Genomic DNA, 26,988 nt, shown 5'->3' on the forward strand with positions numbered 1-26,988 from the left:
AAAGACTCGTAGGAAATGGCAACGCGTCCTCGCCCGATGCTGTAGTCAGCTGCGGACTAGGATGTAGGCGAATTCCTGCTTTCTCGGAAGATAAAGCAACGGCGACGTCAGGAACGTCGCCGTTGCAAAACCTTATTTGCTGACGCTGACGCCGTAGAAGGAGTTCAAGCCAAATGGGCTGATCTTGAAGTCCTGCACGTTGGCGCGCATGGGTTGGAACACCGTCGAGTGAGCGATAGGTGTCATAGGCACAGCATCCTTGAGGACGTGTTGCGCCTGTTTGTACAGTTCGGTGCGTTTGCCTTGGTCCGAAGTGCGCTTGGCTTGCTTGACGATGTCGTCAAACTTCTTGTCGCACCATTTGGAGAAGTTGTTGCCTTCCAGCGAGTCGCAGCCGAACAGCACGTTCAGCCAGTTGTCCGGGTCACCGTTGTCGCCGCTCCAGCCAATCAGCATCGCGCCGTTCTCACCGCCCTTGGAGCGCTTGATGTACTCGCCCCACTCGTAGCTCTGGATCTTGACCTTGAGGCCGATCTTGGCCCAGTCGGACTGCAGCATTTCTGCCATCAGCTTGGCGTTCGGGTTGTACGGACGCTGAACCGGCATCGCCCACAGGACGATTTCGGTACCTTCCTTGACGCCGGCTTCCTTGAGCAGCTCCTTGGCTTTCTCGGGATCGTACTTGGCGTCCTTGATGGTGGTGTCATAGGACCACTGGGTCGGCGGCATGGCGTTGACCGCCAGTTGGCCGGCGCCCTGGTACACGGAGTCGATGATCTGCTGCTTGTTGACGGCCATGTCCATGGCCTGGCGCACTTTCAACTGCGACATCGGGTTTGGCTTGTCGTCGCCCTTGATCTTGTCCATCACGTTGTAGGCGATGTAGCCCAGGTTGAACCCGGCCTGCTCAGGCATCTTCAAGGACTTGTCTTCCTTGAGCGCCTTCAGGTCGGCCGGACGAGGGAACAGGGTGACCTGGCACTCGTTCTTCTTCAGCTTCTGGATGCGTACCGACGGGTCGGTGGTAATGGCGAAGATCAGGTTGTCGATCTTCACGTCGTCAGGCTTCCAGTAGTCCTTGTTCCCTGTGTAGCGGATGTTGGAGTCTTTCTGGTAGCTCTTGAACACGAACGGGCCGGTGCCGACCGGCTTCTGGTTGATGTCGGCGGCCTTGCCTTCCTTGAGCAGCTGGGCAGCGTACTCGGCGGACTGGATCGAGGCGAAGCTCATGGCCATGTTCTGGATGAACGCGGCATCAACGTCCTTGAGGGTGAACTTGACCGTGTGGTCGTCGACTTTATCGATCTTGGTGATGTTGGTATCCATCCCCATGTCGGTGAAGTACGGGAATTCGGTCGGGTACGCTTTGCGGAACGGATCATCCTTGTTAATCATGCGATTAAAGGTGAACAGCACGTCGTCGGCGTTGAACTCACGAGTCGGTTTGAAATACGGGGTAGTGTGGAACTTGACGCCTTCACGCAGGTGGAAGGTGTAGGTCAGGCCGTCATCGGAAACGTCCCACTTGGTCGCCAGCCCAGGAACCACGGCGGTGCCGCCACGTTCGAACTGGGTGAGGCGGTTGAACATGGTTTCTGCAGAGGCGTCGAAGTCGGTTCCGGTGGTGTATTGACCTGGATCGAAACCGGCCGGGCTCCCTTCGGAGCAGAACACCAGGTTAGTCGCTGCTTGGGCGAACGGTGCGCTGGCTAACAAGCTTGCGCCAACTAAGAACGGAATGACCGCGTGTTTAAGCATGGTGGCCTCATGATTTGTTGTCATTTTTGGAATTAGAGGACGACCTCGTGAGTCGTGCCTGCGGATACTTATGCAGGGGCCATACCCAATGCAAGATCCAGAGTGACTACAAGCCTTAAACGGTGGCACGAACGTACCTTAATGTCGCATTTGTATAATTCCTGACGCATTTGACCGTTTGCGCGGCGTTTTTATGGTGCAAATGACGCACTTTTACAGTGCGCTCTTGACTCGGGTTGCTCCCGCGTGGGGCGGGGGTGTTACTTATTCATACCCCGAATTGTGGGGTGGGCATGGCGTGAATAAGAGTGGTTATTGTTGTACCGATAGTGGCCAATCGACGGCTTTTCTCGGGGGACCTATCCAGTTATAGCTCATGCCTGAAAACTGCCAAAAAAAACGGCGATCATTTTCATGATCGCCGTTTTTGTTTACGGGCTACCGATTCAAGGCATCAGCACTTCAATCGAGCCATCGGCTGTCATGCTGACCTGGCTGGTGCCGGCCTCGACATCCGGCGTCACCGGTGCGCTGTCCATGGCGGCGGCTTTCATCATCATCGGCGCGCGCATGTAAGGCTGTGGATAACCGTTGCTGTTGAGGTTCAGGTTGACGATTTTGTAGCTCTTGCCGCCAAGGGCGTCGGTGGCCAGTTGGGCGCGGGCCTTGAAGGCGGTCACGGCGTCCTTGAGTAGGGCATCTTCGCTGGCCTTGCGGGTCGGGGTGGCGATGGCGAAGTCCATGCCGCCCATTTTCAGGTCGGTGAGCAGTTCGCCGGTCAGCTTCGACAGCGCAGCGAAGTCCGGGCTTTCCAGGCGCAATTCGGCGCGCTCGCGCCAGCCGGTGATTTTCTGGCCCTTGGTGTCATAGATCGGGTAGCTGTTGCGGCTGCCCTGGCGCAGAGTGATGTCCTTGACTTGCTTGGCCTTGGCCAGCGCCTTGTTCATGGTGGTGCTGACATCGGCGGCGAGTTTGGCCGGGTCGGTGTTCTGTTCTTCGGTGTAGAGGGTCACGATCATCAGGTCGCGGGCCACTTCCTGACTGACTTCGGCGCGCAGGGAAATCTGGTTGTAATGAAGCTCGTCGGCGGCCAGGGCCGGGAGGCTGGCGACGGTGCCAACGCTCAGGGCGAGGAGGGCGGCGCTGCGGCGGAATGTGTGCATGAAGGCTCCTTGAAAGGTGCGCAGGGGTATGGTCCGGACCTGCGTGAAACCATCAGACTCTAGCTTTTAAGCTCCGGTTCGCACAGTTACAACTTCTATACAGATGGAACTCAGGTGGCCCTGTGGCGAGGGGGCTTGCCCCCGTTGGACTGCGCAGCAGTCCCAAAACCTGCACCGCGTTATGACAGTTAGACCGAATCGACCTATTTGCGACTGCTTCGCAGCCGAACGGGGGCAAGCCCCCTCGCCACAGTTGTCATCGCCCGCGAAATTATGGGTAGCACTGTGGCCGTTTGCCGCACTTTTGCCTGTCAGCCCCCTCGCTTGGTTATACTCCCTGCGATCCGCCTGGAGCGCTCATCAGGAGAGCTCATGCTCGCCCCCGTTCAAATCACTTCCGCCACTCGCCAGAACCTCTGGCGGCTGACGTTCATCCGCACGTTGGTGCTGGCCGCCCAGGCCGGTTCCGTTGGCCTGGCCTACTGGCTCGAATTGCTGCCGCTGCCCTGGTTTCAATTGGCGGCGACGCTCGCATGTTCAATGCTGCTGTGCGTGTTCACGGCCATTCGCCTGCGTACCTCGTGGCCGGTGACCGAGCTCGAATACGCCGTGCAACTGGCCTGCGATCTGTTTATCCACAGCGCATTGCTGTATTTCTCCGGTGGCTCGACCAACCCCTTCGTCTCCTATTACCTGGTGCCGCTGACCATTGCCGCCGTGACCTTGCCGTGGCGTTACTCGGTGATCCTGTCGGGTATCGCGCTGACGATGTACACGCTGTTGCTGGCGCAGTTCTACCCGCTGCAAACCTTCCCGATCGCCCGGGAAAACCTGCAGGTGTACGGAATGTGGCTGAGCTTCGCCCTCGCTGCAGCGGTGATCACGTTTTTCGCCGCGCGCATGGCCGAAGAGCTGCGTCGTCAGGAAGAGTTGCGCGCCATTCGCCGCGAAGAAGGCCTGCGCGATCAGCAACTGCTGGCCGTCGCCACCCAGGCCGCCGGTGCGGCCCATGAACTGGGCACGCCGTTGGCGACCATGAGTGTGCTACTCAAGGAAATGCGCCAGGATCATCATGATCCGATGTTGCAGGACGACCTGAGCGTGCTGCAGGATCAGGTCAAGTTGTGTAAAGAGACCTTGCAGCATCTGGTACGCGCCGCCGAGGCCAATCGCCGGTTGGCGGTGGAGATGCAGGACGTCACCGATTGGCTTGATGAAGCCCTCAATCGCTGGCACCTGATGCGTCCGGAAGCCAGTTATCGCTTCCAGCGCCTCGGCCAGGGCCCGGTCCCCCGGATGGCGCCGCCGCCGGACCTGACCCAGGCTTTGCTGAATCTGTTGAACAACGCTGCCGATGCCTGCCCCGAAGGGCTGCAAGTGACGCTGGACTGGGATTGGGAAAACCTCACCATCAGCATTCGTGACCATGGCGCCGGTGTGCCGCTGGCCATCGCCGAGCAAATCGGCAAGCCGTTTTTTACCACCAAGGGCAAAGGCTTCGGCCTGGGCCTGTTTTTGAGCAAGGCCAGCGTGACACGCGCTGGCGGCTCAGTGAAACTCTACAGTCATGAGGAAGGTGGCACGCTCACCGAGCTGCGCCTGCCCCGTGTCGCCCGAGGAGACGAACATGAGTGAAGAGATCCAAGTCGAAGGCGAAGAACTGCCGCATTTGTTGCTGGTCGATGACGACGCCACATTCACCCGCGTCATGGCCCGCGCCATGGCTCGCCGCGGTTTTCGCGTCAGCACTGCCGGTTCCGCCGAGGAAGGCCTGGAGCTGGCCAAGGCCGATCTGCCGGATTACGCCGCCCTGGACCTGAAGATGGACGGCGATTCCGGCCTGGTGCTGCTGCCCAAGTTGCTGGAAATGGACCCGGAAATGCGCGTGGTGATCCTCACCGGTTACTCGAGCATTGCCACTGCCGTCGAGGCGATCAAGCGCGGTGCCTGCAACTACCTGTGCAAGCCGGCGGACGCCGACGACGTGCTGGCGGCGCTGCTGTCCGAGCACGCCGACCTCGACAGCCTGGTGCCGGAAAACCCGATGTCCGTGGACCGCCTGCAGTGGGAGCACATCCAGCGCGTGCTGACCGAACACGAAGGCAACATCTCCGCCACCGCCCGTGCCCTGGGCATGCACCGCCGCACCCTGCAGCGCAAACTGCAGAAGCGTCCCGTTCGCCGCTGAACGAATGCGGGCCGTATCTCGCGAAAAACCGGACCGATCATCTATGATCGGTTCGTGTGTGTACTTTTTTCTATCGAGCCTTATCCATGAATCAGAACGCTGAGTATTCCGCGGTCAACGACGCTGTGCGCGGGCAGTTTTTTCGCAAAGTGTGGGCGATGATCACGCCTTACTGGCGCAGTGAAGAGAAGGTCAAAGCCTGGACTCTGCTGATCGCCGTGATTGCGCTGTCGCTGATCAGCGTAGGGATCTCGGTGTGGTTCAACACCTGGTACAAGGATTTCTACAACGCGCTGCAACAAAAGGACGAGGAGGCATTCTGGCGGCTGATCCTGTATTTCTGCGGGATTGCTGCGGTGGCGATCGTCGGCGCGGTGTATCGGCTGTACCTGACGCAGATGCTGACGATCCGCTGGCGGGCATGGCTCACCGAAAAGCATTTCACCCGCTGGCTGGGTGACAAAAACTACTACCAGCTGGAGCAGGGCGGTTACACCGATAACCCGGACCAGCGGATTTCCGAAGACCTCAACAACTTCACTTCCAACACCCTTGAGCTGGGTATCGGGCTGCTGCGCAATATCGTCAGCCTGGTGTCGTTCTCGATCATCCTGTGGGGTGTGTCGGGCAGTATTGAAGTATTCGGCATCACCATTCCCGGCTACATGTTCTGGTGCGTGCTGGTTTACGCGGTGGTCGGCAGCTGGTTGACGCATTTGATCGGTCGTCGCCTGATCGGCCTGAACAACCAGCAACAACGCTTCGAAGCTGACCTGCGTTTCTCCATGGTGCGAATTCGCGAGAATGCCGAAAGCATCGCGTTGTACAACGGAGAACCGAACGAAAACCGCCGGTTGAGCAGCCGCTTCGGGATGGTCTGGCATAACTTCTGGGACATCATGAAGGTGTCCAAGCGCCTGACGTTCTTCACCGCTGGTTACAGCCAGGCCGCGATCATCTTCCCCTTCATGGTTGCCGCCCCGCGTTACCTTTCCGGCAAGATCGAACTGGGCGAACTGATGCAAATCAGCTCGGCGTTCGGCAATGTGCAGGAAAGTTTCAGCTGGTTTATCAGTGCCTACCAGAGCCTCGCTTCCTGGCGCGCCACCTGCGATCGTCTGTTGAGCTTCCACCAGGCCATGCGTGACAACGAAGAACGTGCGCCGGCCATCGACGTCCAGAATTCGGGCTCGGTGCTGAAGGTGCACAACCTCGGCCTCGACCTGGCTGAAGGTCGTCACCTGCTGACCAACGCCGACATGACCGTGAAGGAGGGCGAGCGTGTGATGCTCAGCGGTCGTTCCGGCAGCGGCAAGTCGACCCTGCTGCGGGCGATGGGGCATCTGTGGCCGACCGGCCACGGCAGTATTCGCCTGCCATCGGCGCGCTACCTGTTCCTGCCGCAAAAACCGTATTTGCCGATTGGCACCCTGCGTGATGTCCTCAGTTATCCACAGCCCGGCGATACCTATCCGAACGAGCGCTACGCGCAGGTGCTGGAAACCTGCCGCTTGCCGCACCTGATTGCCCGTCTCGACGAAGCCAACCACTGGCAGCGCATGTTGTCGCCGGGTGAGCAGCAGCGCCTGGCCTTCGCCCGTGCGCTGCTTTATGCACCGCAATGGCTGTACATGGATGAGGCCACCTCGGCGATGGACGAAGAAGACGAGGCCACGCTTTATCAGGCGCTGATCGACGAATTGCCGGGGCTGAGCATCGTCAGCGTCGGCCATCGCAGCAGCCTGAAGCGCTTTCACCCTCGGCACATTCGTATCGAGAATGGCCATCTGGTGGACCAGGCTGTGACTGCATAACACCACAATCCCTTGTAGGAGCGAGCTTGCTCGCGATGGTGGCTAACGATAACGCGTGCTTCCTGAAGACACGCGGCGCTTGCCAGTCCATCGCGAGCAGGGGTGGTGGTGATCGTACAACCGCGTTGCGCTATGATGCGGTTTCAGCCGCCGATTTTTTCGAGACAGATGTTCACCATGGAAAACCCGAACGACGTACCACGCCTCCCACGCAAGCGCCGCAGCCTCGCTCAGGAACTGGTGACGGTGCTGTCGGAGCAGATCCGCGACGGCCATCTCAAGCGTGGCGACAAGTTGCCCACCGAGTCGGCCATCATGGATGCCCATGGTGTCAGCCGCACGGTGGTGCGCGAGGCGATTTCCCGTTTGCAGGCGGCAGGGCAAGTGGAAACCCGCCACGGTATCGGCACCTTCGTGCTCGACACGCCGAGCCCGAGCGGTTTCCGTATCGACCCGGCGACTGTGGTAACCCTGCGAGATGTGCTGGCGATCCTGGAACTGCGCATCAGTCTGGAAGTGGAGTCTGCCGGGCTGGCGGCGCAACGTCGCAGTCCGGAACAACTGGCCAACATGCGCGCCGCCCTCGATGCGTTGAATGAAAGTGCCGCTCACGCCAGTGACGCCGTGGCTTCGGACTTCGCCTTCCACCTCGAAATCGCGCTGTCCACCGGCAACCGCTACTTTACCGACATCATGACCCATCTGGGCACCAGCATCATTCCGCGCACACGGCTGAACTCCGCGCGCCTGGCCCATGACGACCAGCAGCACTACATGAGTCGCCTGAGCCGTGAGCACGAAGAAATCTACGACGCCATTGCCCGTCAGGATTCCGATGCGGCGCGGGCCGCCATGCGTTTGCACCTGACCAACAGCCGTGAGCGGTTGCGTCATGCCCATGAAGAGGCTGAGGCGCAGCGCGGATAAGAAATCTGACTCCGGTAATCCCTCGCCTGATCTGCCGCCATCGCGAGCAAGCTCGCTCCCACAGTGTCTTGTGTCGATCGTAGAATTGAGATCACACACAGCCCCTGTGGGAGCGAACTTGCTCGCGATTGGGCCGTAAGCCACACCAGAAAAGCCTCGTTCCTACTGACTTCTCTTCTGACAACGTATCTCTGATACGCCTACGGTCGCGACTTTTTTCCTCCGCGCTCTTAGGTCGGAGAGCCTCTGATTTGCTGGTTTCCTGATCCGCTTGTCCAACAATTTTCACCCCCAGCGATGAAATGCAGTTGACGGTTGTATTTTAAGTTGTACGATGACCTACAACTTCGGCGCAAGCTGAACGGTTTTCTCACACAACGTCGCAATCCAGGGTGTTCGAATAATGAATCCACAAGAACTGAAGTCCATCCTCTCTTCCGGTCTGCTGTCTTTCCCGGTTACCGATTTCAATGCACAGGGCGACTTCAACCGCGCGGGTTACATCAAGCGTCTGGAATGGCTGGCCCCATACGGCGCCTCGGCTCTGTTCGCCGCAGGCGGCACCGGTGAGTTCTTCTCTCTGGCGGCCAGCGAATATTCGCAAATCATCAAGACTGCGGTCGACACTTGCGCCACCAGCGTGCCAATCCTGGCCGGTGTCGGCGGTTCGACCCGCCAGGCTATCGAATACGCACAGGAAGCAGAGCGTCTGGGCGCCAAAGGTCTGCTGCTGCTGCCGCACTACCTGACCGAAGCCAGCCAGGACGGCGTTGCCGCCCACGTTGAAGCCGTGTGCAAATCGGTCAACATCGGCGTGGTGGTCTACAACCGTAACGTCTGCCGCCTGACCGCGCCGCTGCTGGAACGTCTGGCCGAGCGCTGCCCGAACCTGATCGGCTACAAGGATGGCCTGGGTGATATCGAGTTGATGGTGTCGATCCGTCGCCGCCTCGGTGATCGCTTCAGCTACCTGGGTGGCTTGCCGACCGCCGAAGTCTACGCCGCGGCCTACAAGGCCCTGGGCGTGCCGGTCTACTCCTCGGCGGTGTTCAACTTCATTCCGAAAACCGCGATGGACTTCTACCACGCGATCGCTCGCGAAGATCACGCCACCGTCGGCAAGATCATCGACGACTTCTTCCTGCCGTACCTGGACATCCGTAACCGCAAAGCCGGTTATGCCGTAAGCATCGTCAAGGCCGGGGCAAAAATTGCCGGCTACGACGCAGGTCCTGTGCGTGCACCGCTGACCGATCTGACCGGCGAAGAGTACGAAATGCTCGCCGCGCTGATCGACAAGCAGGGTGCGCAGTAACACATCCGTTCAAGTAAGGCCGCTGAGCAATCGGCGGCCTTTTGCGTGAGGAGATCTCAAAGTGGCAGAAGCAAAGCGTTTCGATAACTACATCAACGGCGAATGGGTTGCCGGTGGCGACTATTCGACCAACATCAACCCGTCCGAACTGACCGACGCCATCGGCGACTACGCCAAGGCTGATCTGGCTCAGGTCCACGCTGCCATCGACGCCGCCCGTGCCGCGTTCCCGGCCTGGTCCACGTCCGGCATTCAGGCGCGTCACGATTCCCTGGATAAAGTCGGCACTGAGATCCTCGCCCGTCGCGAAGAACTCGGCACCCTGCTGGCCCGGGAAGAGGGCAAGACCCTGCCTGAAGCCATCGGCGAAGTGACCCGCGCCGGCAATATCTTCAAGTTCTTCGCCGGCGAGTGCCTGCGCCTGTCCGGCGACTACCTGCCGTCGGTGCGTCCGGGCGTCAACGTTGAAGTCACTCGCGAAGCTTTGGGCGTGGTCGGTCTGATCACCCCGTGGAACTTCCCGATCGCCATCCCGGCATGGAAAATCGCCCCGGCCCTGGCCTACGGCAACTGCGTCGTGCTGAAACCCGCAGACCTGGTTCCAGGTTGCGCCTGGGCCCTGGCCGAAATCCTCTCCCGCGCAGGCTTCCCGGCCGGTGTGTTCAACCTGGTGATGGGCAGCGGTCGCGTGGTGGGCGATGCACTGGTCCACAGCCCGAAAGTCGACGGCATCAGCTTCACAGGCTCCGTGGGCGTGGGTCGTCAGATCGCTGTCAGCTGTGTATCGCGCCAGGCCAAAGTCCAGTTGGAAATGGGCGGCAAGAACCCGCAGATCATTCTCGACGACGCCGACCTCAAGCAAGCGGTCGAGTTGTCAGTGCAGAGCGCGTTCTACTCCACCGGCCAGCGTTGCACCGCTTCCAGCCGCTTTATCGTCACCGCCGGGATTCACGACCAGTTCGTCGAAGCCATGGCCGAGCGCATGAAGTCGATCAAGGTCGGCCATGCATTGAAGGCGGGTACCGATATAGGTCCGGTGGTCTCGCAAGCGCAACTCGAGCAGGACATGAAGTACATCGACATCGGCCAGTCCGAAGGTGCGCGTCTGGTCAGCGGCGGTGGTCTGGTGACGTGCGACACCGAGGGCTACTTCCTCGCGCCAACCCTGTTTGCCGACAGCGAAGCTTCGATGCGCATCAGCCAGGAAGAGATCTTCGGCCCAGTGGCCAACATCGTCCGCGTCGCCGATTACGAAGCCGCGCTGGCCATGGCCAACGACACCGAGTTCGGGCTGTCGGCGGGCATTGCCACCACCTCGCTGAAGTACGCCAACCACTTCAAACGCCACTCCCAGGCCGGGATGGTGATGGTCAACCTGCCGACCGCCGGTGTGGATTACCACGTTCCGTTCGGTGGGCGTAAAGGTTCATCCTATGGATCACGTGAGCAAGGTCGCTATGCGCAAGAGTTCTACACGGTCGTGAAGACCAGCTACATCGGTTCGTAACAAGAAACACCGCGGTATTGGCAACGATACCGCGCCCCCTGTAGGAGCGAGCTCTGCTCGCGATGGTCTCGAGATCGCGAAGTTCAGCCTGATGCCCAGCGTCATCGTTGACGACCATCGCGAGCAAGCTCGCTCCTGCAAAGCACCGTTATTACCCGCATAAAAATAATCAGTGGGAGTACATCTACATGCAATCGACCCAGAAGCCGACTCACGTCCGCTATTTGATCCTGCTCATGCTGTTTCTGGTGACCACAATCAACTACGCCGACCGGGCTACCATCGCAATCGCTGGCTCCAGCCTGCAAAAAGACCTCGGCATCGACGCCGTGACCCTCGGCTACATCTTCTCCGCATTCGGTTGGGCCTATGTGGCCGGGCAAATCCCCGGCGGCTGGCTACTGGACCGTTTTGGCTCGAAAAAAATCTACGCATTGAGCATCTTCACCTGGTCGCTGTTCACCGTGCTGCAAGGCTTCGTCGGTGAATTCGGCATGTCCACGGCGGTGGTTGCGCTGTTCATGCTGCGCTTCCTGGTGGGCCTGGCTGAAGCGCCGTCTTTCCCTGGTAACGCCCGAATCGTTGCGGCGTGGTTCCCGACTGCTGAACGCGGTACGGCCTCGGCGATCTTCAACTCGGCGCAATACTTCGCCACCGTGCTGTTCGCTCCGCTGATGGGCTGGATCGTCTACTCCTTCGGCTGGGAGCACGTGTTCATCGTCATGGGTATCCTGGGCATCATCTTCTCGCTGGTCTGGCTGAAAGTGATCTACAGCCCGCGCGAACACCCACGGATCAACGATGCTGAGTTCAAGCACATCTCCGAAAACGGCGGCATGGTCGACATGGACCAGAAGGGCAAGAAGTCCGACGGTCCGAAGTGGGATTACATCCGCCAGTTACTGACCAACCGCATGATGCTCGGCGTGTACCTGGGCCAGTACTGCATCAACGGCATCACTTACTTCTTCCTGACCTGGTTCCCGGTGTACCTGGTGCAGGAGCGCGGCATGACCATCCTCAAGGCCGGTTTCATCGCGTCCTTGCCGGCAATCTGCGGCTTCATTGGTGGTGTGCTCGGCGGGGTGATTTCCGATTACCTGTTGCGCAAGGGCCATTCCCTGACCTTCGCCCGCAAGGCGCCGATCATCGCTGGTCTGCTGGTTTCCAGCAGCATCGTGGCGTGCAACTACGTGGACGTAGAATGGATGGTCGTCGGCTTCATGGCCCTGGCGTTCTTCGGCAAAGGCGTCGGCGCACTGGGCTGGGCCGTGGTGTCCGACACTTCGCCGAAGCAGATCGCCGGTCTGAGCGGTGGCCTGTTCAACACCTTCGGTAACATTGCTTCGATCACCACTCCAATCGTGATCGGTTACATCATCAGCTCCACCGGTTCATTCAAGTGGGCGTTGGTGTTCGTCGGTTGCAACGCACTGGTTGCGGTGTTCAGCTACCTGGTGATCGTGGGCCCGATCAAGCGCGTGGTGCTCAAAGAGCCACCAGCGAACGGTACTGAAGCCCCAGGCAAATTGTCTCAAGCGCATTCCTGAGGAGCGGTGTCATGCAGTTGATTGAACATTCCGACTCGCCGCGCTACATCCGCCTGCACGAGCGGGACAACGTAGTGATCGTGGTCAATGATCAGGGTGTACCGGCCGGCACCGAGTTTGCGGACGGTCTGGTTACCGTGGATTTCGTGCCGCAGAGCCATAAGGTCACCCTGGAAGACATTCCCGAAGGTGGCCAGGTGATTCGTTATGGCCAGGTCATTGGCTATGCCTTGCAGCCGATTCCCCGAGGCAGTTGGGTCAAGGAAGATCAACTGCGCATGCCGACCGCGCCACCGCTGGACAGCCTGCCGCTGTCCACCGACGTGCCGGCCGCGCAAGCACCGCTGGAAGGCTTCACCTTCGAGGGTTATCGCAATTCCGACGGCACCGTCGGCACGCGCAACATTCTCGGCATCACTACCACCGTGCAGTGCGTGACCGGAGTACTGGATCATGCGGTCAAGCGCATCAAGGACGAGTTGCTGCCCAAGTACCCGCACGTCGATGACGTGGTGGCGCTGACCCACAGCTACGGCTGTGGCGTGGCCATCACCGCCACCGACGCGTACATCCCGATCCGCACCGTGCGCAACCTGGCACGCAACCCGAACCTGGGTGGCGAAGCCTTGGTGATCAGCCTGGGCTGCGAGAAATTGCAGGCCGGGCAAGTGATGCACGAGAACGACAGCTCGGTGGATTTGAGCGAGCCATGGCTGTACCGCCTGCAGGATTCCAGTCACGGCTTCACCGAGATGATCGAGCAGATCATGGAACTGGCCGAGACGCGCTTGAAGAAGCTCGATCAACGTCGTCGGGAAACCGTGCCGGCATCCGAGTTGATCCTGGGCATGCAATGCGGTGGCAGTGATGCGTTCTCCGGCATCACCGCCAACCCGGCTCTCGGTTATGCCTCTGACCTGCTGCTGCGGGCCGGTGCGACGGTGATGTTCTCCGAAGTCACCGAAGTGCGCGATGCGATTTATCTGCTGACCTCCCGCGCGGAAAATCAGGACGTCGCCCAGGAACTGGTGCGGGAAATGGACTGGTACGACCGCTACCTGGCCAAGGGCGAGGCGGATCGCAGTGCCAACACCACGCCGGGCAACAAGAAGGGCGGGTTGTCGAACATCGTCGAGAAGTCATTGGGCTCGATCGTCAAGTCCGGCAGCAGCGCGATCAATGGCGTGCTTGGCCCTGGCGAGCGTTTCAAGCGCAAAGGCCTGATTTTCTGTGCGACCCCGGCCAGCGACTTTGTCTGCGGGACGTTGCAGTTGGCGGCGGGGATGAACCTGCATGTATTCACTACCGGTCGCGGCACGCCTTACGGGCTGGCCATGGCGCCGGTGGTGAAGGTATCGACCCGGACCGAACTGGCGCAACGCTGGCCGGACCTGATCGACATCGACGCAGGGCGCATTGCCACCGGCCGCGCATCCATCGAGGAGCTCGGTTGGGAGTTGTTCCACTACTACCTGGACGTGGCCAGCGGCAAGCAGCAGACGTGGGCGGAGAAGCACAAGCTGCATAACGACATTACCTTGTTCAACCCGGCGCCGATCACCTAAGACCGAGTCGCCTTCATCGCGAGCAAGCTCGCTCCCACAGTGGATTTTCGCCGTGCACAGATTTTGTGTTCGGCACTGGAAAAATGTGGGAGCGAGCTTGCTCGCGATATCGGTCTAACAGACGCCAGGGGACTTGGTGGCTTATCATTAGCCCCCTAACGACGCCCACCCCAAGGTCCTCCCGGCATGCTGGCAATTTTCCTCGAAACCCTGAACATCACCGCGCCGGTGTTCGTCATGCTGTTTCTGGGGGTGCTGCTCAAGCGCATCGACTGGATCAACGACAATTTCATCCACACCGCGTCGGCATTGGTGTTCAACGTGACCATGCCGGCGCTGCTGTTTTTGGGCATCCTGCATGCCGACCTGCACGCGGCGTTGCAGCCGGCGCTGCTGATCTATTTTTCCCTTGCGACCCTGGTGTGTTTTGCCATCGCCTGGGTTTGGGCGATCTGGAAGTGCCCGCGGGAAGATCGGGGGATCTACACCCAAGGTGCCTTTCGCGGTAACAACGGGGTCATTGGCCTGGCGCTGGCGGCGAGCATGTACGGCGACTACGGGATTTCCCTCGGGGCGATCCTGGCGGCGCTGGTGATCCTGTTCTACAACACCCTTTCGACCATCGTGCTGGCGGTGTACAGCCCGGTGATCAAGTCCGATCCGTGGAGCATCTGCAAAAGCGTGTTCAGCAATCCGCTGATCATCAGCGTGATTGCGGCTGCACCATTCGCCTATTTCAAGATCGGCTTGCCCGGCTGGCTGGAAACCTCCGGCCAGTACCTGGCGCAAACCACGTTGCCGCTGGCGCTGATCTGCATCGGCGGCACGCTGTCGCTGGCGGCACTGCGCAAAAGCGGCAGCATGGCGCTGAGTTCAAGCCTGGTGAAGATGATCGGCTTGCCAGTATTGGCGACACTGGGGGCGTGGTTGTGGGGCTTTCGTGGGGCGGAACTGGGGATTCTGTTTCTGTACTTCGGCAGCCCGACAGCCGCAGCCAGTTTCGTCATGGCCCGGGCGGCGGACGGCAATCACGAGTTGGCGGCAGCGATCATCGTGATCACCACGCTGATGGCGGCGGTCACCACTAACGTCGGGATCTTCTTTTTGCAGTGGGGTGGCTGGATTTAACGCCTCTGTTCATCGGCCAGGGTTTTGCACGCCGGTTCGATAACCGGAGGCGCCTGGGTCGGATAGTGCGTGGGTATGACCTGAACCGGGGTCGTCATGACGAAGCCATCGGCAAAAGTCGTTTCGACAAAGGTCGCTTTCCAGCCATTTTCCGGTGTGTCGATCTGTATGTCGGCGTTGAACGGGTCCGTGAGTTTTACGTCTTCAGGCGCGTACTGGATGCCACAGGGGTGACGAAAGTCCCGGGCGACCGGATTTACCGCCGTCCACTGAACCACTCGCACCGGTGTCTCGGAAAAGTGCAGCCCCATCCCTTGTGATGAAACGTGCGGGTTCGAGCGCATGGAAATGACCGGCAAAGGCTTGTCCTGTTGCCAGCGATTGATGACCGGTATCAGCGAGTTCTCGATGAACCGGTTGATACCGTAGTGGCTCGCATTGGGAGCGACTCGCAAAGCTTTCGGACCTGGCAATTGATCGAAGAAATACTGCGAATTGTCTGGCAGGAAAAAATCGTCGCTGCTGGCATTGACGATGTATTTCGGAATCGCCAGGCGATCGGCATAGCGGGTTTGCAGGTAGCTTAACGGGTCTTCGATTTTCATCAGGTGTGCGAAGTTTTCAGTCTTGATCTGTTGGGTGATGCCCTCGTGATGGTAGTCAAAAAATGCCAGTGGCCAGTTCTTTCCATAGGCTTGCCAGGTATGTTCAAGCACATTGTCCGTGCCCAGTACGTCGATCACAAAAGGCACGATGGCCATGATCCGGTCATCTGCAATCGCCGCCAGCCAAGTGGTCCAGCCACGTTTTGATGCGCCGCTGGCAATGAAACGGTCTATTCCCCAGGGTTGCAGCTCCTTTTGCGCGAGGTCCATAGCCTTGCCCATCGACACCACCATGGGCAGGCGCACCGACATGTACAGGCGCTGGTGCGGGTCATCGAGGAAGAGTTTCCAGCTGTGGGCGACACTGGCATCTTCCGTGCGCGCTATGCCGTCGTCGGCATAGGTCAGGTACTGGTTCGGAACGTTGCTGACTGAAATGACAATCGTGCGTGTTTTGCGCGCCACTTCAAGTGCCATGGTTTCGGTAAAGTCCGTCGGATCGTCGGCGTTGTTCTGCCCTGCGTTGGGGGTTCCGTTATTGGCCACCAGCAGTGACTGGCCGTGCAGGGCATTGTCCGGGATGTAGATGTCCACGGTGTGTTTCCACTGCGCGGGGCTGACCAATCCCTGCGGCGACCATTGCTGGGAGGATAGGTCGAAACTGCGCATTTCCACACCTGGAAATGTCGTGTTGCCTTTGGCGGTGTAAACCAGTGGATTGGCGTCTTCGGCTTTCTTGTAGCAGGCAAGCACTTCGCTGAAGTCTTGATTGCTGGCCTCGAAACACGCCTGGGCAGAGGCATGTATCGAGCTGCTGACGAGCAGACTGGATAACATCAATTTCGACAATACGTACCGGGCGGGCAATCCCATGGGAACCTTCCTTGTAAAGCCGGGGGGGGCTGGGTACAACGAAGATGCGCCGGCCTTCCCCTGGCGGTTTTTTGTCGGCGCAGTGTGTCGAAAGGAGGTGTGGATGAACAGGTTTGGCGGGGCGCCTTTTATTGTCGAAATATGTGGTTGAGCCGTTCAGTCACGAGCGTTACCGAGGGCTGTGGTCCGCTCTGGCGATGGTGATCACTCCGGCTTCTGGTAGCTGTCGATCACTTCCTGCGCCGCGCGAAACGCATCGATCGCGGCCGGCACGCCGGCATACACCGCGCAATGCAGCAGCGCTTCGCGAATCTCCTCCACGGTGCAGCCGTTGTTCAGTGCGCCGCGTACGTGACCTTTCAGCTCCTGCGGGCACTTGAGTGCGGTCAGGGCAGCGAGGGTGATCAGGCTGCGGGTTTTCAGCGGCAGGCCTTCGCGATTCCACACGCCGCCCCAGGCGTGTTCATTGACGAAGTCTTGCAGCGGCTGGGTGAACTCGGTGGCGTTGCCCAGTGCGCGGTCGACGAAGGCGTCGCCCATCACTTGGCGGCGGACTTCAACGCCGGGTTTTTTATTCTCGGTCATGGGACTTCCTTCTTATGGTGTTGGCGACGCCAGGCGCGTAGTGACGTGAACAGCAAAAACGCTACCAGCGCTGGCAGGACGAATAACAGCATCAAGTGTTCCAGCTTGCCGGCCAGTGGCATGCCGGTGGTGAACGACACCACGTGCAGCCCATACGCCAGGTACAAACCCAGAAACAGCAGGCCTTCGGCGCGGGTCACCCGATAGCCGGAGTAGAACACCGGCAGGCACAGCGCCGCGATGCCGAGCATCACCGGCAGGTCGAAATCCAGGGCGTTGGGCGACACCGACAGCGGTGACGGTGCCACGAGCGCGGTAAAGCCGAGCACGCCCAGGAGGTTGAACAGGTTGCTGCCAATCACGTTGCCCACGGCAATATCGCGTTCGCCGCGTATAGCTGCGATCAACGAAGTGGCGAGCTCAGGCAGTGAGGTACTGACGGCGACGATGGTCAGGCCGATGATCCGCTCCGACAACCCAAGGTCGGTAGCGACCGCAACGGCTGCCCCCAGCAGCAAGTGTCCGGCGTACACCAGCATCGCCAGTCCGGCGACGATCATCAGCAGGCTGCTCAGCCATGACGCCTGGCCGTTGTGATCATGGCTCGATACCGGGCGTGCCGAGTGTCGCGACTGACGCAGTAACAAGCCCAGGTAAATCGCCAGCGCCGTCAGCAACATCACGCCGTCGGCCCGGGTCAGTTCTTCATTCCAGGCGAGTACGAACACCAACAGGCTGGCGCCGATCATCAACGGAATATCCAGGCGCACCAATTGTCGGGAAACCCGCAGCGGAATGATCAGCGCAGACAACCCGAGGGTGACGAGGATGTTGAAAATGCTGCTGCCGATCACACTGCCGACGGCGATGTCGGCATTGTGCGCCAGGGTCGCTTGCAGGCTGACCGCCATCTGCGGTGCGCTGCTGCCGAGGGCGACGATAGTCAGGCCGATGATCAGCGGTCGTATGTGCAACCGCGCGGCGATGCGTACGGCGGCGCGCACCATCAATTCGGCACCGACAATCAGCAGGAGCAATCCGCTGAGCAATTCGATCACGCTGATCAGGGGTAAATCGGCTAATCCGAAAATGGTCGGGGCTCCATCGGTCAGTCGTCGAGGGCTTGCACGCGAACCCGCGCGGTGCCGCTGCGCAGCATGCCCAGGCGCTCGGCGGCTTCCTTGGACAGGTCGATCAGGCGGCCCCGGGTGTGCGGCCCGCGATCATTGATGCGCACCACGCAGGATTTGTCGTTATTCAGATTGGTGACCTTCACCCGTGTACCGAAGGGTAGCTGGCGATGGGCGGCGGTCATGGAATTCATGTTGAAACGCTCGCCGTTGGCGGTGCGTTTGCCTTGGTGTTTGGCGCCGTAGTACGAAGCCACGCCGGTTTTGTCGTAGCCATGCGGATCGACGGTGTCGGTGCTGGCGCAACCGGCCAGGAGCGAAAGGAGGGCGCAAAGTCCAAGTAGACGCTTCATTTGAAAGCTTCCGAAAACAAATGTGGGAGCGAGCTTGCTCGCGATTGGCATTCTGACAGTCAACTTTGTGTTGAGTGCCGGACCGCTATCGCGAGCAAGCTGGCTCCCACAGGGAATGGAGCCAGATTTTAGAGCTGGCTCCATTCTCATCAGCCTTCGAGCTTGCTTTTGAGCAGTTCGTTGACCTGTTGCGGGTTGGCCTTGCCTTTGGAGGCTTTCATGGCCTGACCGACGAAGAAGCCGAACATCTTGCCGCGCTTGGCTTCGTCTGCCGCGCGGTATTGTTCGACCTGCTCGGCGTTGGCCGCGAGCATTTCGTCCAGCACCGCCGAGATGGCGCCGGTGTCGGTCACTTGCTTGAGGCCGCGCTTGTCGATGATCTCGTCTGCGCTGCCTTCGCCGTTGGCCATCGCTTCAAACACCACCTTGGCGATCTTGCCGGAGATAGTGTTGTCCTTGATGCGCAGCAGCATGCCGCCCAGAAGCTCGGCGGAAACCGGCGACTCTTCGATGTCCAGGCCTTGCTTGTTGAGCAGGCTGCCCAACTCGACCATCACCCAGTTCGCCGCCAGTTTGGCGTCGCCGCCGATGCTCGCGACTTTCTCGAAGTAATCGGCTTGCTCGCGGCTGGTGGCCAGCACACTGGCGTCGTAGACCGACAGACCGAACTGCTCCTGGAAGCGCTCGCGCTTTTGCGGTGGCAATTCCGGCAGGGTGGCGCGCACGTCGTCGAGGAAGGAGTTCTCGATGACCACCGGCAGCAGGTCCGGATCGGGGAAGTAACGGTAGTCGTTGGCTTCCTCTTTGCTGCGCATTGGACGGGTCTCGTCCTTGTTCGGGTCGTACAGGCGGGTCTGCTGGATCACCTTGCCGCCGTCTTCGATCAATTCGATCTGACGCTGGATTTCGCTGTTGATCGCCTTCTCGATGAAGCGGAACGAGTTGACGTTCTTGATCTCGCAGCGGGTGCCGAACTCGGCCTGGCCTTTCGGGCGGATCGAAACGTTGCAGTCGCAACGCAGCGAACCTTCGGCCATGTTGCCGTCGCAAATCCCTAAGTAACGCACCAGTGCGTGGATCGCCTTGACATAAGCCACGGCTTCCTTGGCACTGCGCATGTCCGGCTCGGAAACGATTTCCAGCAGCGGTGTGCCGGCACGGTTCAGGTCGATGCCGGTGGCGCCGCTGAATTCTTCGTGCAGGCTCTTGCCGGCGTCTTCTTCCAGGTGCGCGCGGGTGATGCCGACACGTTTGACCGTGCCGTCCTCGAGGGCGATGTCCAGGTGGCCCTTGCCGACGATCGGCAGCTCCATCTGGCTGATCTGGTAGCCCTTGGGCAAATCCGGGTAGAAGTAGTTTTTACGGGCGAACACGTTGTGCTGGCCGATCTCGGCGTCAATCGCCAGACCGAACATCACCGCCATGCGTACCGCTTCCTGGTTCAGCACCGGCAATACGCCCGGCATGCCCAAGTCTACCAGGCTGGCCTGGGTGTTCGGTTCGGAACCGAAGGTAGTGGAACTACCGGAAAAGATTTTCGACCGGGTGGTGAGCTGGGTATGAATCTCCAGCCCGATCACGACTTCCCATTGCATGTGTGTCTCCTCAGAAGCCGGTTGGGGTGCGGGTGTGCCAGTCAGTGTTCAACTGATACTGGTGGGCAACGTTCAACAGGCGACCTTCCTGGAAATACGGAGCGAGCAATTGCACGCCGACCGGCAGGCCGTCGACAAAACCGGCTGGCATCGACAGGCCGGGCAGGCCTGCGAGGTTGGCGGTGATGGTGTAGACGTCTTCCAGGTACGCAGCGACCGGGTCGCTGTTCTTGGCGCCAAGCTTCCAGGCCGGGTTCGGCGTGGTTGGGCCGAGGATGATGTCGACCTCATTGAAGGCGGCCATGAAGTCGTTCTTGATCAAGCGACGAATCTTCTGCGCCTTCAGGTAGTAGGCGTCGTAGTAACCGGCGGACAGGGCGTAGGCACCGACCATGATCCGGCGCTGCACTTCTGTCCCGAAACCTTCGCCACGGGAGCGCTTGTACAGGTCTTCCAGGTTTTTCGGGTCTGCGCAACGGTAGCCGAAACGTACGCCGTCGAAACGCGACAGGTTGGAGGACGCTTCCGCCGGGGCGATCACGTAGTACGCAGGAATCGCGTGCTGCATGTTCGGCAGGCTGATTTCCTTGACCACGGCGCCGAGTTTTTTCAGCTCTTCGACGCTGGCCATGACCAGGTCGGCAATGCGCGGGTCGAGACCGGCGCTGAAATACTCTTTCGGCACACCGATACGCAGGCCTTGCAGCGAACCGTTGAGGCTGGCGCTGTAGTCCGGCACGGGTTCGTCAATGCTGGTGGAGTCATTCGGATCGAAGCCGGCCATACCCTGCAACAAAATTGCGCAGTCTTCGGCAGTGCGCGCCAATGGGCCGCCCTGATCGAGGCTGGAGGCGTAAGCGATCATGCCCCAGCGCGATACGCGACCGTACGTCGGTTTCAGGCCGGTGAGGTTGGTCAGCGCCGCTGGCTGACGGATCGAACCGCCGGTATCGGTGCCGGTGGCCGCAGGCAACAGTCGAGCGGCCACCGCGGCGGCCGAACCACCGGACGAACCGCCCGGCACGTGTTCCAGGTTCCACGGGTTTTTCACCGCACCGTAGTAGCTCGACTCGTTGGCCGAACCCATGGCGAATTCGTCCATGTTGGTCTTGCCCAGGGTCACGGCGCCGGCAGCGGCCAGTTTGGCGACGACAGTGGCATCGTACGGTGCCTTGAAGTTGTCGAGCATCTTCGAGCCGCAGCTGGTGCGAATGCCCTGGGTGCAGAACAGGTCCTTGTGGGCGATCGGCGCGCCGAGCAGGGCGCCGCTCTCACCATTGGCCCGGCGGGCGTCAGCGGCTTTCGCCTGCGTCAGCGCCAGGTCTTCGGTGAGGCTGATGAAACTGTTGAGCTGCGGATCGAGCTGGGCGATGCGCGCCAGCAGGACCTTGGTCAGCTCTTCGGAGGAAAACTTTTTATCGGCGAGTCCGCGGGCGATCTCGGCCAGAGTCAATTGATGCATTGCAGGCTCTTTCCCTATTAGTCGATGACTTTCGGAACCAGGTACAGGCCGTTTTCGACCGCTGGTGCGATGGACTGGTAGGCCTCGCGGTGATTGGTCTCGGTCACGACGTCTGCGCGCAGGCGCTGGCTGGCTTCCAGTGGGTGGGCCAGCGGTTCGATACCATCGGTATCGACCGCCTGCATTTCGTCGACCAGCCCGAGAATGCTGTTAAGGGCCGAAGTGATGTGTGGAAGATCGGCATCATTGAGGCCAAGGCAGGCCAGATGAGCGATTTTTTCCACGTCGGAGCGTTCAAGCGCCATTGGGATTCTCCAGTGGAAAACAAAACGGACGGCGTCCGTGTGTTAGATTGTCGGAACACTACCGCACTTCTACGGTCATAAGGCCGCGATTGTGGGGCTTGGTGCACAGAAAAGCGGCCAATTTAACATATTGGCGCCTTGCCCAAAATCCCTGTCGTTGTTAGAGTTTGCCGCACTTTTTTACCCACGCGTTGCCTAGGGTCCCTTTCCCATGTTCAAGAAACTGCGTGGCATGTTTTCCAGCGATCTTTCCATTGACCTGGGCACTGCCAACACCCTTATTTACGTGCGCGAGCGCGGTATCGTCCTGAATGAGCCCTCCGTTGTGGCCATTCGGACACACGGTAACCAGAAAAGTGTCGTTGCTGTCGGCACCGAAGCCAAGCGCATGCTGGGTCGTACGCCGGGCAACATTGCTGCCATTCGTCCGATGAAAGACGGCGTGATCGCCGACTTCAGCGTGTGCGAAAAAATGCTGCAGTACTTCATCAACAAGGTTCACGAAAACAGCTTCCTGCAGCCTAGCCCACGCGTGTTGATCTGCGTTCCATGCAAATCCACCCAGGTTGAGCGTCGTGCCATCCGTGAATCGGCCCTTGGCGCCGGTGCCCGTGAAGTGTTCCTGATCGAAGAGCCAATGGCCGCTGCGATCGGTGCCGGCCTGCCGGTTGAAGAAGCTCGCGGTTCGATGGTCGTGGATATCGGTGGCGGTACCACTGAAATCGCGCTGATCTCCCTGAACGGTGTGGTTTACGCCGAATCCGTACGTGTGGGCGGCGACCGCTTCGACGAAGCGATCATCACCTACGTACGTCGCAACTACGGCAGCCTGATCGGTGAATCCACCGCCGAGCGCATCAAGCAGGAAATCGGTACCGCGTATCCGGGCGGCGAAGTTCGCGAAGTCGACGTTCGCGGCCGTAACCTGGCCGAAGGCGTTCCACGCGCATTCACCCTGAACTCCAACGAAGTGCTGGAAGCTCTGCAAGAGTCCCTGGCAACCATCGTTCAGGCCGTGAAAAGCGCCCTGGAGCAATCGCCTCCGGAGCTGGCTTCCGATATCGCCGAACGTGGCCTGGTACTGACCGGTGGTGGCGCCTTGCTGCGTGACCTGGACAAATTGCTGGCCCAGGAAACCGGTCTGCCGGTGATCGTTGCCGAAGACCCGCTGACCTGCGTTGCTCGCGGCGGTGGCCGTGCATTGGAAATGATGGATAAACACACCATGGACCTGCTTTCCAGCGAATAAGTCGCCGGATTGCCTCTATGCTGTTGAGCGCGCAGGCAGCACTTTGCAGTGCTGCCTGTTCGCGTTTATCTTCTGTCAGTCTGCATCCAGGCCGGATTGCTGCCGTATGAATAAACAGAACATTTGCCTGGGAGGAGCGGCTTATTAAACCGCTTTTCACCAAGGGCCCTTCACTTGGCGTGCGCCTGTTGGTGCTGGTCGTGCTATCGGTCGCGCTGATGGTGGTCGATGCCCGTTTCAGTCTGCTCAAGCCTGCACGCAGCCAGATGTCGCTGGTGCTGATGGACGCCTACTGGATCACCGACCTGCCCGGACGACTGTGGGAAGGCGTTGCCAGTCAGTTTGGCAGCCGGACCGAACTCGTCGCCGAAAACGAAAAACTCAAGACCGAGAACCTGCTGTTGCAGGGGCGCATGCAGAAGCTTGCCGCCCTGACCGAGCAGAACGTTCGGCTGCGCGAGTTGCTCAACTCTTCGGCCCTGGTCAACGAGAAGGTCGAAGTGGCCGAGTTGATCGGCATGGACCCCAACCCCTTCACCCATCGCATCATCATCAATAAAGGTGAGCGCGATGGCGTAGTCCTCGGTCAGCCGGTACTCGATGCCCGTGGCCTGATGGGGCAGGTGGTCGAGTTGATGCCCTACACCTCCCGCGTCTTGCTGCTGACCGATACCACCCACAGCATTCCGGTGCAGGTGAACCGTAACGGTTTGCGGGCGATTGCCAGCGGCACCGGCAACCCGGAGCGTCTCGAGTTGCGGCATGTGGCCGATACCGCCGACATCAAGGAGGGCGACCTGCTGGTCAGCTCCGGCCTCGGTCAGCGTTTCCCGGCGGGTTATCCGGTGGCGACGGTCAAGGAAGTGATTCACGATTCCGGCCAACCGTTTGCCATTGTCCGCGCCGTTCCGACCGCCGCCTTGAACCGTAGCCGTTACCTGTTGCTGGTGTTCAGCGACAACCGGACTGCCGAAGAGCGCGTCAACGCTGCCGCCCAGGCCCAGGAAAGCCTGGATGCGCAGGGCGGTGGGCCGATCATTCCGTCGACGGTTCCGAAACCGGTCAGCCCCGCGGTACCCGCTGTACCGGCCGCCGCACCGGCGATTCCTGCGACGGCGGCACCTGCGGTCACCGCGCCAGCCAAGCCAACCACCACGCCAGCCAAGCCTGCGGCCTTGCATCCTGCGGCGGCTAAACCGCCGGCGGCGCAACCCGCTGCCGCGAAGCCTGCCGCCAAACCGCCAGTGTCCGCGCCGGCCACTCCAGTGGGGAGAGAATAATGGGCGGTGTGAAAGCATCCCGAAACGGCTGGATAGTCTGGCTGACGTTCGCCGTCGGTCTGCTGTTGAGCGTTTCGCCTCTGCCGCAATTCATGGAAATCCTGCGCCCGCTGTGGCTGGCGTTGTTGCTGGCATTCTGGGCGTTGAACCTGCCGCAGACCGTCGGGATGGTGACGGCGTTTTGCCTGGGGCTGGCTGAAGACGTGCTCTACGGTACCTTGCTGGGTCAGAATGCCTTGATCCTGACGCTCATCACCTATCTGGTGCTGGCGCTGCAGCAACGCCTGCGGATGTTCCCGATGTGGCAGCAGAGCCTGGTGATCCTGGTGATCTTCGGCCTCGCCCAGCTAGTACAGCTGTGGCTCAGTGCCTTGACCGGCAATCGTCAGCCGACGTTGGCGCTGGTGCTGCCGGCACTGGTCAGTGCGCTGCTCTGGCCCTGGATCAGTTTCGGTTTGCGCGGACTGCGTCGACGCTACAAAATCAATTAATTCGCTCAGGCATTGGACAGGGAGAGGTCTTGATGAAACGGTTGTACCTCGCCTCTGGTTCGCCGCGTCGACGTGAATTGCTCACGCAGATCGGCGTTGCGTTCTGCGCCGTCAGTGCGGACATCGATGAAACTCCTTTAGCTCAAGAATCCCCATCGGCCTACGTCGAGCGTCTGGCACGCGGCAAGGCCGAGGCCGGGCGCGGCGTCGTCGTGTCTGACGAACCATTCTGCGTGCTCGGTGCCGATACCGCCGTGGTGCTCGATGGAAAAATTCTCGGCAAACCGGTTGATCAAGCGGATGCGTGCGCCATGCTGACGATGCTGTCAGGGTGTGAACATGAAGTCCTGACCGCGATTGCCGTGCTCGATGGCGGACGTTGCGAATCCCGGGTTGTCACCAGCCGGGTGCGTTTTCGAGATATCAGTCGTGAGGAAGCCGCAGCCTACTGGGCCAGCGGCGAACCACGGGACAAGGCGGGCGGTTATGGCATTCAAGGACTGGGTGCGGTGTTTGTCGCCGGGCTCGATGGAAGTTATTCAGCGGTGGTCGGACTACCGCTTTGCGAAACCGCGGAACTGCTCGGCCATTTCGGCATACCCTGTTGGCAACCCCGGAACGCACACCAAGCAACGTTCTGAACAGATGCGGCCATTATCGTGAACATGCCTGAACGAGACCCTGCCATGAGTGAAGAGATTCTGATCAACATCACGCCGATGGAGTCGCGCGTGGCGGTGGTCGAAAACGGTGTCCTGCAAGAGGTCCACGTCGAGCGTACGCAAAAGCGCGGGATCGTCGGCAACATCTATAAAGGCAAAGTCGTGCGGGTATTGCCTGGAATGCAGGCGGCATTCGTCGATATCGGCCTGGATCGTGCCGCGTTCATTCATGCGTCGGAAATTTCCGTGCGAGAAGGCCCGGCGGTCGAGAGCATCAGTGCACTGGTGCACGAGGGCCAGAGCCTGGTGGTGCAGGTGACCAAGGATCCGATCGGTTCCAAAGGCGCACGCCTGACTACCCAGCTTTCGATTCCTTCACGTTATCTGGTGTACATGCCGCGCACGGCCCATGTCGGCATTTCTCTGAAGATCGAAGACGAAGCCGAGCGCGAACGCCTCAAACAGGTGGTCACTGATTGCGTGGCCAAGGAAGGTATCAAGGAAGCTGGCGGTTTCATCCTGCGCACGGCAGCCGAAGGTGCCGGCGCGGATGAAATCCTCATGGACATCCGTTATCTGCGCCGTCTCTGGGATCAGATCAACGCCCAGATCAAAACCATCAGTGCGCCTAGCGTAATCTACGAAGACCTCGGTCTGGCGCTGCGCACCCTGCGTGACCTGGTGAGCCCGAAAATCGAGAAGATCCGCATCGACTCCCGGGAAACCTTTCAGAAAACCACGCAATTCGTCGCCGAACTGATGCCCGAGATTGCTGACCGCCTGGAGCACTACCCGGGCGAGCGGCCGATTTTCGACCTGTATGGCGTCGAAGACGAAATCCAGAAGGCACTCGAACGCAAGGTCCCGCTCAAGTCCGGCGGTTATCTGGTGGTCGATCCGGCGGAAGCCATGAGCACCATCGACGTCAATACCGGGGCGTTCGTCGGCCACCGCAATCTCGAAGAGACCATCTTCAAGACCAATCTCGAAGCCGCGACGGCTATCGCCCGTCAATTGCGCCTGCGTAACCTGGGCGGAATCATCATCATCGACTTCATCGACATGGAAGATGAAGAGCACCAGCGCCAGGTGTTGCGCACGCTCGAAAAGCAACTGGAGCGCGATCACGCCAAGACCAACATCATCGGTATCACCGAGCTGGGCCTGGTGCAGATGACCCGCAAGCGCACCCGCGAAAGCCTTGAACAGGTGTTGTGCGAGCCGTGCAATGCCTGTCAGGGACGGGGCAAGCTCAAGACCCCGGAAACCGTTTGCTACGAAATCTTCCGTGAAATCTTGCGCGAGGCTCGCGCCTATCAGGCGGAAGGCTATCGTGTATTGGCAAACCAGAAAGTGGTGGACCGCCTGCTCGACGAAGAGTCGGGCAACGTTGCCGAACTGGAAGGGTTTATCGGGCGCACCATCCGCTTCCAGGTCGAAACCATGTATTCCCAGGAACAATACGACGTGGTGCTGCTCTGAA

At 60.0% G+C, this 26,988-nt stretch carries 23 protein-coding genes; 14 read left to right on the forward strand and 9 right to left on the reverse strand.

What is annotated here, in order from left to right; translation table 11 throughout:
• Nucleotides 1–132: 132 nt before the first annotated feature.
• Nucleotides 133–1,758 carry an ABC transporter substrate-binding protein gene (locus PSJE_RS13655; protein WP_057716445.1) on the reverse strand — a complete coding sequence of 542 codons (1,626 nt, stop codon included), beginning with the start codon at nt 1,756–1,758 and terminating at the stop codon, nt 133–135.
• Between the two features lie 446 nt (nt 1,759–2,204).
• A complete protein-coding gene (locus tag PSJE_RS13660) occupies nt 2,205–2,921 on the reverse strand; it encodes an SIMPL domain-containing protein (RefSeq protein WP_090453064.1) in 717 nt (238 codons plus the stop codon).
• A gap of 372 nt (nt 2,922–3,293) precedes the next feature.
• Here PSJE_RS13660 and PSJE_RS13665 point away from each other — a divergent pair, with 372 nt between their 5' ends.
• The 9 genes from PSJE_RS13665 (at nt 3,294) to PSJE_RS13705 (ending at nt 14,915) form a co-directional block, all read left to right on the forward strand.
• On the forward strand, nt 3,294–4,556 hold the full coding sequence (locus tag PSJE_RS13665; RefSeq protein WP_057716443.1) for an ATP-binding protein: 1,263 nt from the start codon (nt 3,294–3,296) through the stop codon (nt 4,554–4,556).
• Nucleotides 4,549–5,109, forward strand: coding sequence for a response regulator transcription factor (locus PSJE_RS13670; RefSeq protein WP_007973041.1), 561 nt, complete (start codon nt 4,549–4,551; stop codon nt 5,107–5,109). The genes PSJE_RS13665 and PSJE_RS13670 overlap by 8 nt, the downstream gene beginning before the upstream one ends.
• 86 nt (nt 5,110–5,195) lie before the next feature.
• Nucleotides 5,196–6,923 (forward strand): ABC transporter ATP-binding protein/permease, encoded by a 1,728-nt coding sequence (locus PSJE_RS13675; RefSeq protein WP_057716442.1) that lies wholly within the window; start codon nt 5,196–5,198, stop codon nt 6,921–6,923.
• A 177-nt stretch (nt 6,924–7,100) separates the two neighbouring features.
• Nucleotides 7,101–7,850 (forward strand): FadR/GntR family transcriptional regulator, encoded by a 750-nt coding sequence (locus tag PSJE_RS13680; RefSeq protein ID WP_178081865.1) that lies wholly within the window; start codon nt 7,101–7,103, stop codon nt 7,848–7,850.
• Between the two features lie 403 nt (nt 7,851–8,253).
• A complete protein-coding gene (gene kdgD / locus PSJE_RS13685; RefSeq protein ID WP_057716441.1) occupies nt 8,254–9,165 on the forward strand; it encodes a 5-dehydro-4-deoxyglucarate dehydratase in 912 nt (303 codons plus the stop codon).
• Nucleotides 9,166–9,226: 61 nt separating this feature from the next.
• Entirely contained in the window at nt 9,227–10,672 is a 1,446-nt protein-coding gene (locus PSJE_RS13690) for an aldehyde dehydrogenase family protein (protein WP_090453066.1), read from the forward strand.
• A gap of 188 nt (nt 10,673–10,860) precedes the next feature.
• Nucleotides 10,861–12,222, forward strand: a complete 1,362-nt coding sequence (locus tag PSJE_RS13695) for an MFS transporter (RefSeq protein ID WP_057716439.1) — start codon at nt 10,861–10,863, stop codon at nt 12,220–12,222.
• Between the two features lie 11 nt (nt 12,223–12,233).
• Nucleotides 12,234–13,787, forward strand: a complete 1,554-nt coding sequence (gene garD, locus PSJE_RS13700; protein ID WP_090453068.1) for a galactarate dehydratase — start codon at nt 12,234–12,236, stop codon at nt 13,785–13,787.
• Between the two features lie 186 nt (nt 13,788–13,973).
• Entirely contained in the window at nt 13,974–14,915 is a 942-nt protein-coding gene (locus tag PSJE_RS13705) for an AEC family transporter (RefSeq protein WP_090453070.1), read from the forward strand.
• Here the strand turns inward: PSJE_RS13705 and PSJE_RS13710 are convergent.
• The 7 genes from PSJE_RS13710 to gatC form a co-directional block, all read right to left on the reverse strand.
• Nucleotides 14,912–16,393 carry a PhoPQ-activated pathogenicity-related family protein gene (locus PSJE_RS13710; protein WP_090453072.1) on the reverse strand — a complete coding sequence of 494 codons (1,482 nt, stop codon included), beginning with the start codon at nt 16,391–16,393 and terminating at the stop codon, nt 14,912–14,914. The two genes, PSJE_RS13705 and PSJE_RS13710, sit on opposite strands and share 4 nt — an antisense overlap.
• 204 nt (nt 16,394–16,597) lie before the next feature.
• On the reverse strand, nt 16,598–16,978 hold the full coding sequence (locus tag PSJE_RS13715; RefSeq protein WP_057716435.1) for a carboxymuconolactone decarboxylase family protein: 381 nt from the start codon (nt 16,976–16,978) through the stop codon (nt 16,598–16,600).
• Nucleotides 16,975–18,036 carry a calcium/sodium antiporter gene (locus tag PSJE_RS13720; RefSeq protein ID WP_090453073.1) on the reverse strand — a complete coding sequence of 354 codons (1,062 nt, stop codon included), beginning with the start codon at nt 18,034–18,036 and terminating at the stop codon, nt 16,975–16,977. The genes PSJE_RS13715 and PSJE_RS13720 overlap by 4 nt, the downstream gene beginning before the upstream one ends.
• Before the next feature lie 50 nt (nt 18,037–18,086).
• Nucleotides 18,087–18,461 carry a septal ring lytic transglycosylase RlpA family protein gene (locus PSJE_RS13725; RefSeq protein WP_008051680.1) on the reverse strand — a complete coding sequence of 125 codons (375 nt, stop codon included), beginning with the start codon at nt 18,459–18,461 and terminating at the stop codon, nt 18,087–18,089.
• A 149-nt stretch (nt 18,462–18,610) separates the two neighbouring features.
• Nucleotides 18,611–20,056, reverse strand: coding sequence for an Asp-tRNA(Asn)/Glu-tRNA(Gln) amidotransferase subunit GatB (gene gatB, locus PSJE_RS13730; protein WP_090453075.1), 1,446 nt, complete (start codon nt 20,054–20,056; stop codon nt 18,611–18,613).
• A 10-nt stretch (nt 20,057–20,066) separates the two neighbouring features.
• Nucleotides 20,067–21,518, reverse strand: a complete 1,452-nt coding sequence (gene gatA / locus PSJE_RS13735; RefSeq protein ID WP_057398872.1) for an Asp-tRNA(Asn)/Glu-tRNA(Gln) amidotransferase subunit GatA — start codon at nt 21,516–21,518, stop codon at nt 20,067–20,069.
• Between the two features lie 17 nt (nt 21,519–21,535).
• A complete protein-coding gene (gatC, locus tag PSJE_RS13740; RefSeq protein ID WP_003221657.1) occupies nt 21,536–21,823 on the reverse strand; it encodes an Asp-tRNA(Asn)/Glu-tRNA(Gln) amidotransferase subunit GatC in 288 nt (95 codons plus the stop codon).
• Between the two features lie 211 nt (nt 21,824–22,034).
• Here gatC and mreB point away from each other — a divergent pair, with 211 nt between their 5' ends.
• The 5 genes from mreB (at nt 22,035) to rng (ending at nt 26,987) form a co-directional block, all read left to right on the forward strand.
• Nucleotides 22,035–23,072, forward strand: coding sequence for a rod shape-determining protein MreB (gene mreB, locus PSJE_RS13745; RefSeq protein ID WP_002555108.1), 1,038 nt, complete (start codon nt 22,035–22,037; stop codon nt 23,070–23,072).
• Between the two features lie 191 nt (nt 23,073–23,263).
• Nucleotides 23,264–24,352, forward strand: coding sequence for a rod shape-determining protein MreC (gene mreC / locus PSJE_RS13750; protein WP_408003799.1), 1,089 nt, complete (start codon nt 23,264–23,266; stop codon nt 24,350–24,352).
• Nucleotides 24,352–24,843 carry a rod shape-determining protein MreD gene (mreD, locus tag PSJE_RS13755; RefSeq protein WP_007970244.1) on the forward strand — a complete coding sequence of 164 codons (492 nt, stop codon included), beginning with the start codon at nt 24,352–24,354 and terminating at the stop codon, nt 24,841–24,843. The genes mreC and mreD overlap by 1 nt, the downstream gene beginning before the upstream one ends.
• A 32-nt stretch (nt 24,844–24,875) precedes the next feature.
• A complete protein-coding gene (locus PSJE_RS13760; RefSeq protein WP_090453079.1) occupies nt 24,876–25,484 on the forward strand; it encodes a Maf family protein in 609 nt (202 codons plus the stop codon).
• A 45-nt stretch (nt 25,485–25,529) separates the two neighbouring features.
• On the forward strand, nt 25,530–26,987 hold the full coding sequence (gene rng / locus PSJE_RS13765; RefSeq protein ID WP_090453080.1) for a ribonuclease G: 1,458 nt from the start codon (nt 25,530–25,532) through the stop codon (nt 26,985–26,987).
• Nucleotide 26,988: the final 1 nt, after the last annotated feature.

This window comes from Pseudomonas jessenii, from assembly GCF_002236115.1.
Classification (GTDB): domain Bacteria; phylum Pseudomonadota; class Gammaproteobacteria; order Pseudomonadales; family Pseudomonadaceae; genus Aquipseudomonas; species Aquipseudomonas jessenii.

What these genes read in the sequence shown, in the direction of transcription:
- PSJE_RS13655 (WP_057716445.1), bottom strand. Translation starts at nt 1,758, where the DNA reads ATGCTTAAACACGCGGTCATTCCGTTCTTAGTTGGCGCAAGCTTGTTA.
- PSJE_RS13660 (WP_090453064.1), bottom strand. Translation starts at nt 2,921, where the DNA reads ATGCACACATTCCGCCGCAGCGCCGCCCTCCTCGCCCTGAGCGTTGGC.
- PSJE_RS13665 (WP_057716443.1), top strand. Translation starts at nt 3,294, where the DNA reads ATGCTCGCCCCCGTTCAAATCACTTCCGCCACTCGCCAGAACCTCTGG.
- PSJE_RS13670 (WP_007973041.1), top strand. Translation starts at nt 4,549, where the DNA reads ATGAGTGAAGAGATCCAAGTCGAAGGCGAAGAACTGCCGCATTTGTTG.
- PSJE_RS13675 (WP_057716442.1), top strand. Translation starts at nt 5,196, where the DNA reads ATGAATCAGAACGCTGAGTATTCCGCGGTCAACGACGCTGTGCGCGGG.
- PSJE_RS13680 (WP_178081865.1), top strand. Translation starts at nt 7,101, where the DNA reads ATGGAAAACCCGAACGACGTACCACGCCTCCCACGCAAGCGCCGCAGC.
- kdgD (WP_057716441.1), top strand. Translation starts at nt 8,254, where the DNA reads ATGAATCCACAAGAACTGAAGTCCATCCTCTCTTCCGGTCTGCTGTCT.
- PSJE_RS13695 (WP_057716439.1), top strand. Translation starts at nt 10,861, where the DNA reads ATGCAATCGACCCAGAAGCCGACTCACGTCCGCTATTTGATCCTGCTC.
- garD (WP_090453068.1), top strand. Translation starts at nt 12,234, where the DNA reads ATGCAGTTGATTGAACATTCCGACTCGCCGCGCTACATCCGCCTGCAC.
- PSJE_RS13705 (WP_090453070.1), top strand. Translation starts at nt 13,974, where the DNA reads ATGCTGGCAATTTTCCTCGAAACCCTGAACATCACCGCGCCGGTGTTC.
- PSJE_RS13710 (WP_090453072.1), bottom strand. Translation starts at nt 16,393, where the DNA reads ATGGGATTGCCCGCCCGGTACGTATTGTCGAAATTGATGTTATCCAGT.
- PSJE_RS13715 (WP_057716435.1), bottom strand. Translation starts at nt 16,978, where the DNA reads ATGACCGAGAATAAAAAACCCGGCGTTGAAGTCCGCCGCCAAGTGATG.
- PSJE_RS13725 (WP_008051680.1), bottom strand. Translation starts at nt 18,461, where the DNA reads ATGAAGCGTCTACTTGGACTTTGCGCCCTCCTTTCGCTCCTGGCCGGT.
- gatB (WP_090453075.1), bottom strand. Translation starts at nt 20,056, where the DNA reads ATGCAATGGGAAGTCGTGATCGGGCTGGAGATTCATACCCAGCTCACC.
- gatA (WP_057398872.1), bottom strand. Translation starts at nt 21,518, where the DNA reads ATGCATCAATTGACTCTGGCCGAGATCGCCCGCGGACTCGCCGATAAA.
- gatC (WP_003221657.1), bottom strand. Translation starts at nt 21,823, where the DNA reads ATGGCGCTTGAACGCTCCGACGTGGAAAAAATCGCTCATCTGGCCTGC.
- mreB (WP_002555108.1), top strand. Translation starts at nt 22,035, where the DNA reads ATGTTCAAGAAACTGCGTGGCATGTTTTCCAGCGATCTTTCCATTGAC.
- mreD (WP_007970244.1), top strand. Translation starts at nt 24,352, where the DNA reads ATGGGCGGTGTGAAAGCATCCCGAAACGGCTGGATAGTCTGGCTGACG.
- PSJE_RS13760 (WP_090453079.1), top strand. Translation starts at nt 24,876, where the DNA reads ATGAAACGGTTGTACCTCGCCTCTGGTTCGCCGCGTCGACGTGAATTG.
- rng (WP_090453080.1), top strand. Translation starts at nt 25,530, where the DNA reads ATGAGTGAAGAGATTCTGATCAACATCACGCCGATGGAGTCGCGCGTG.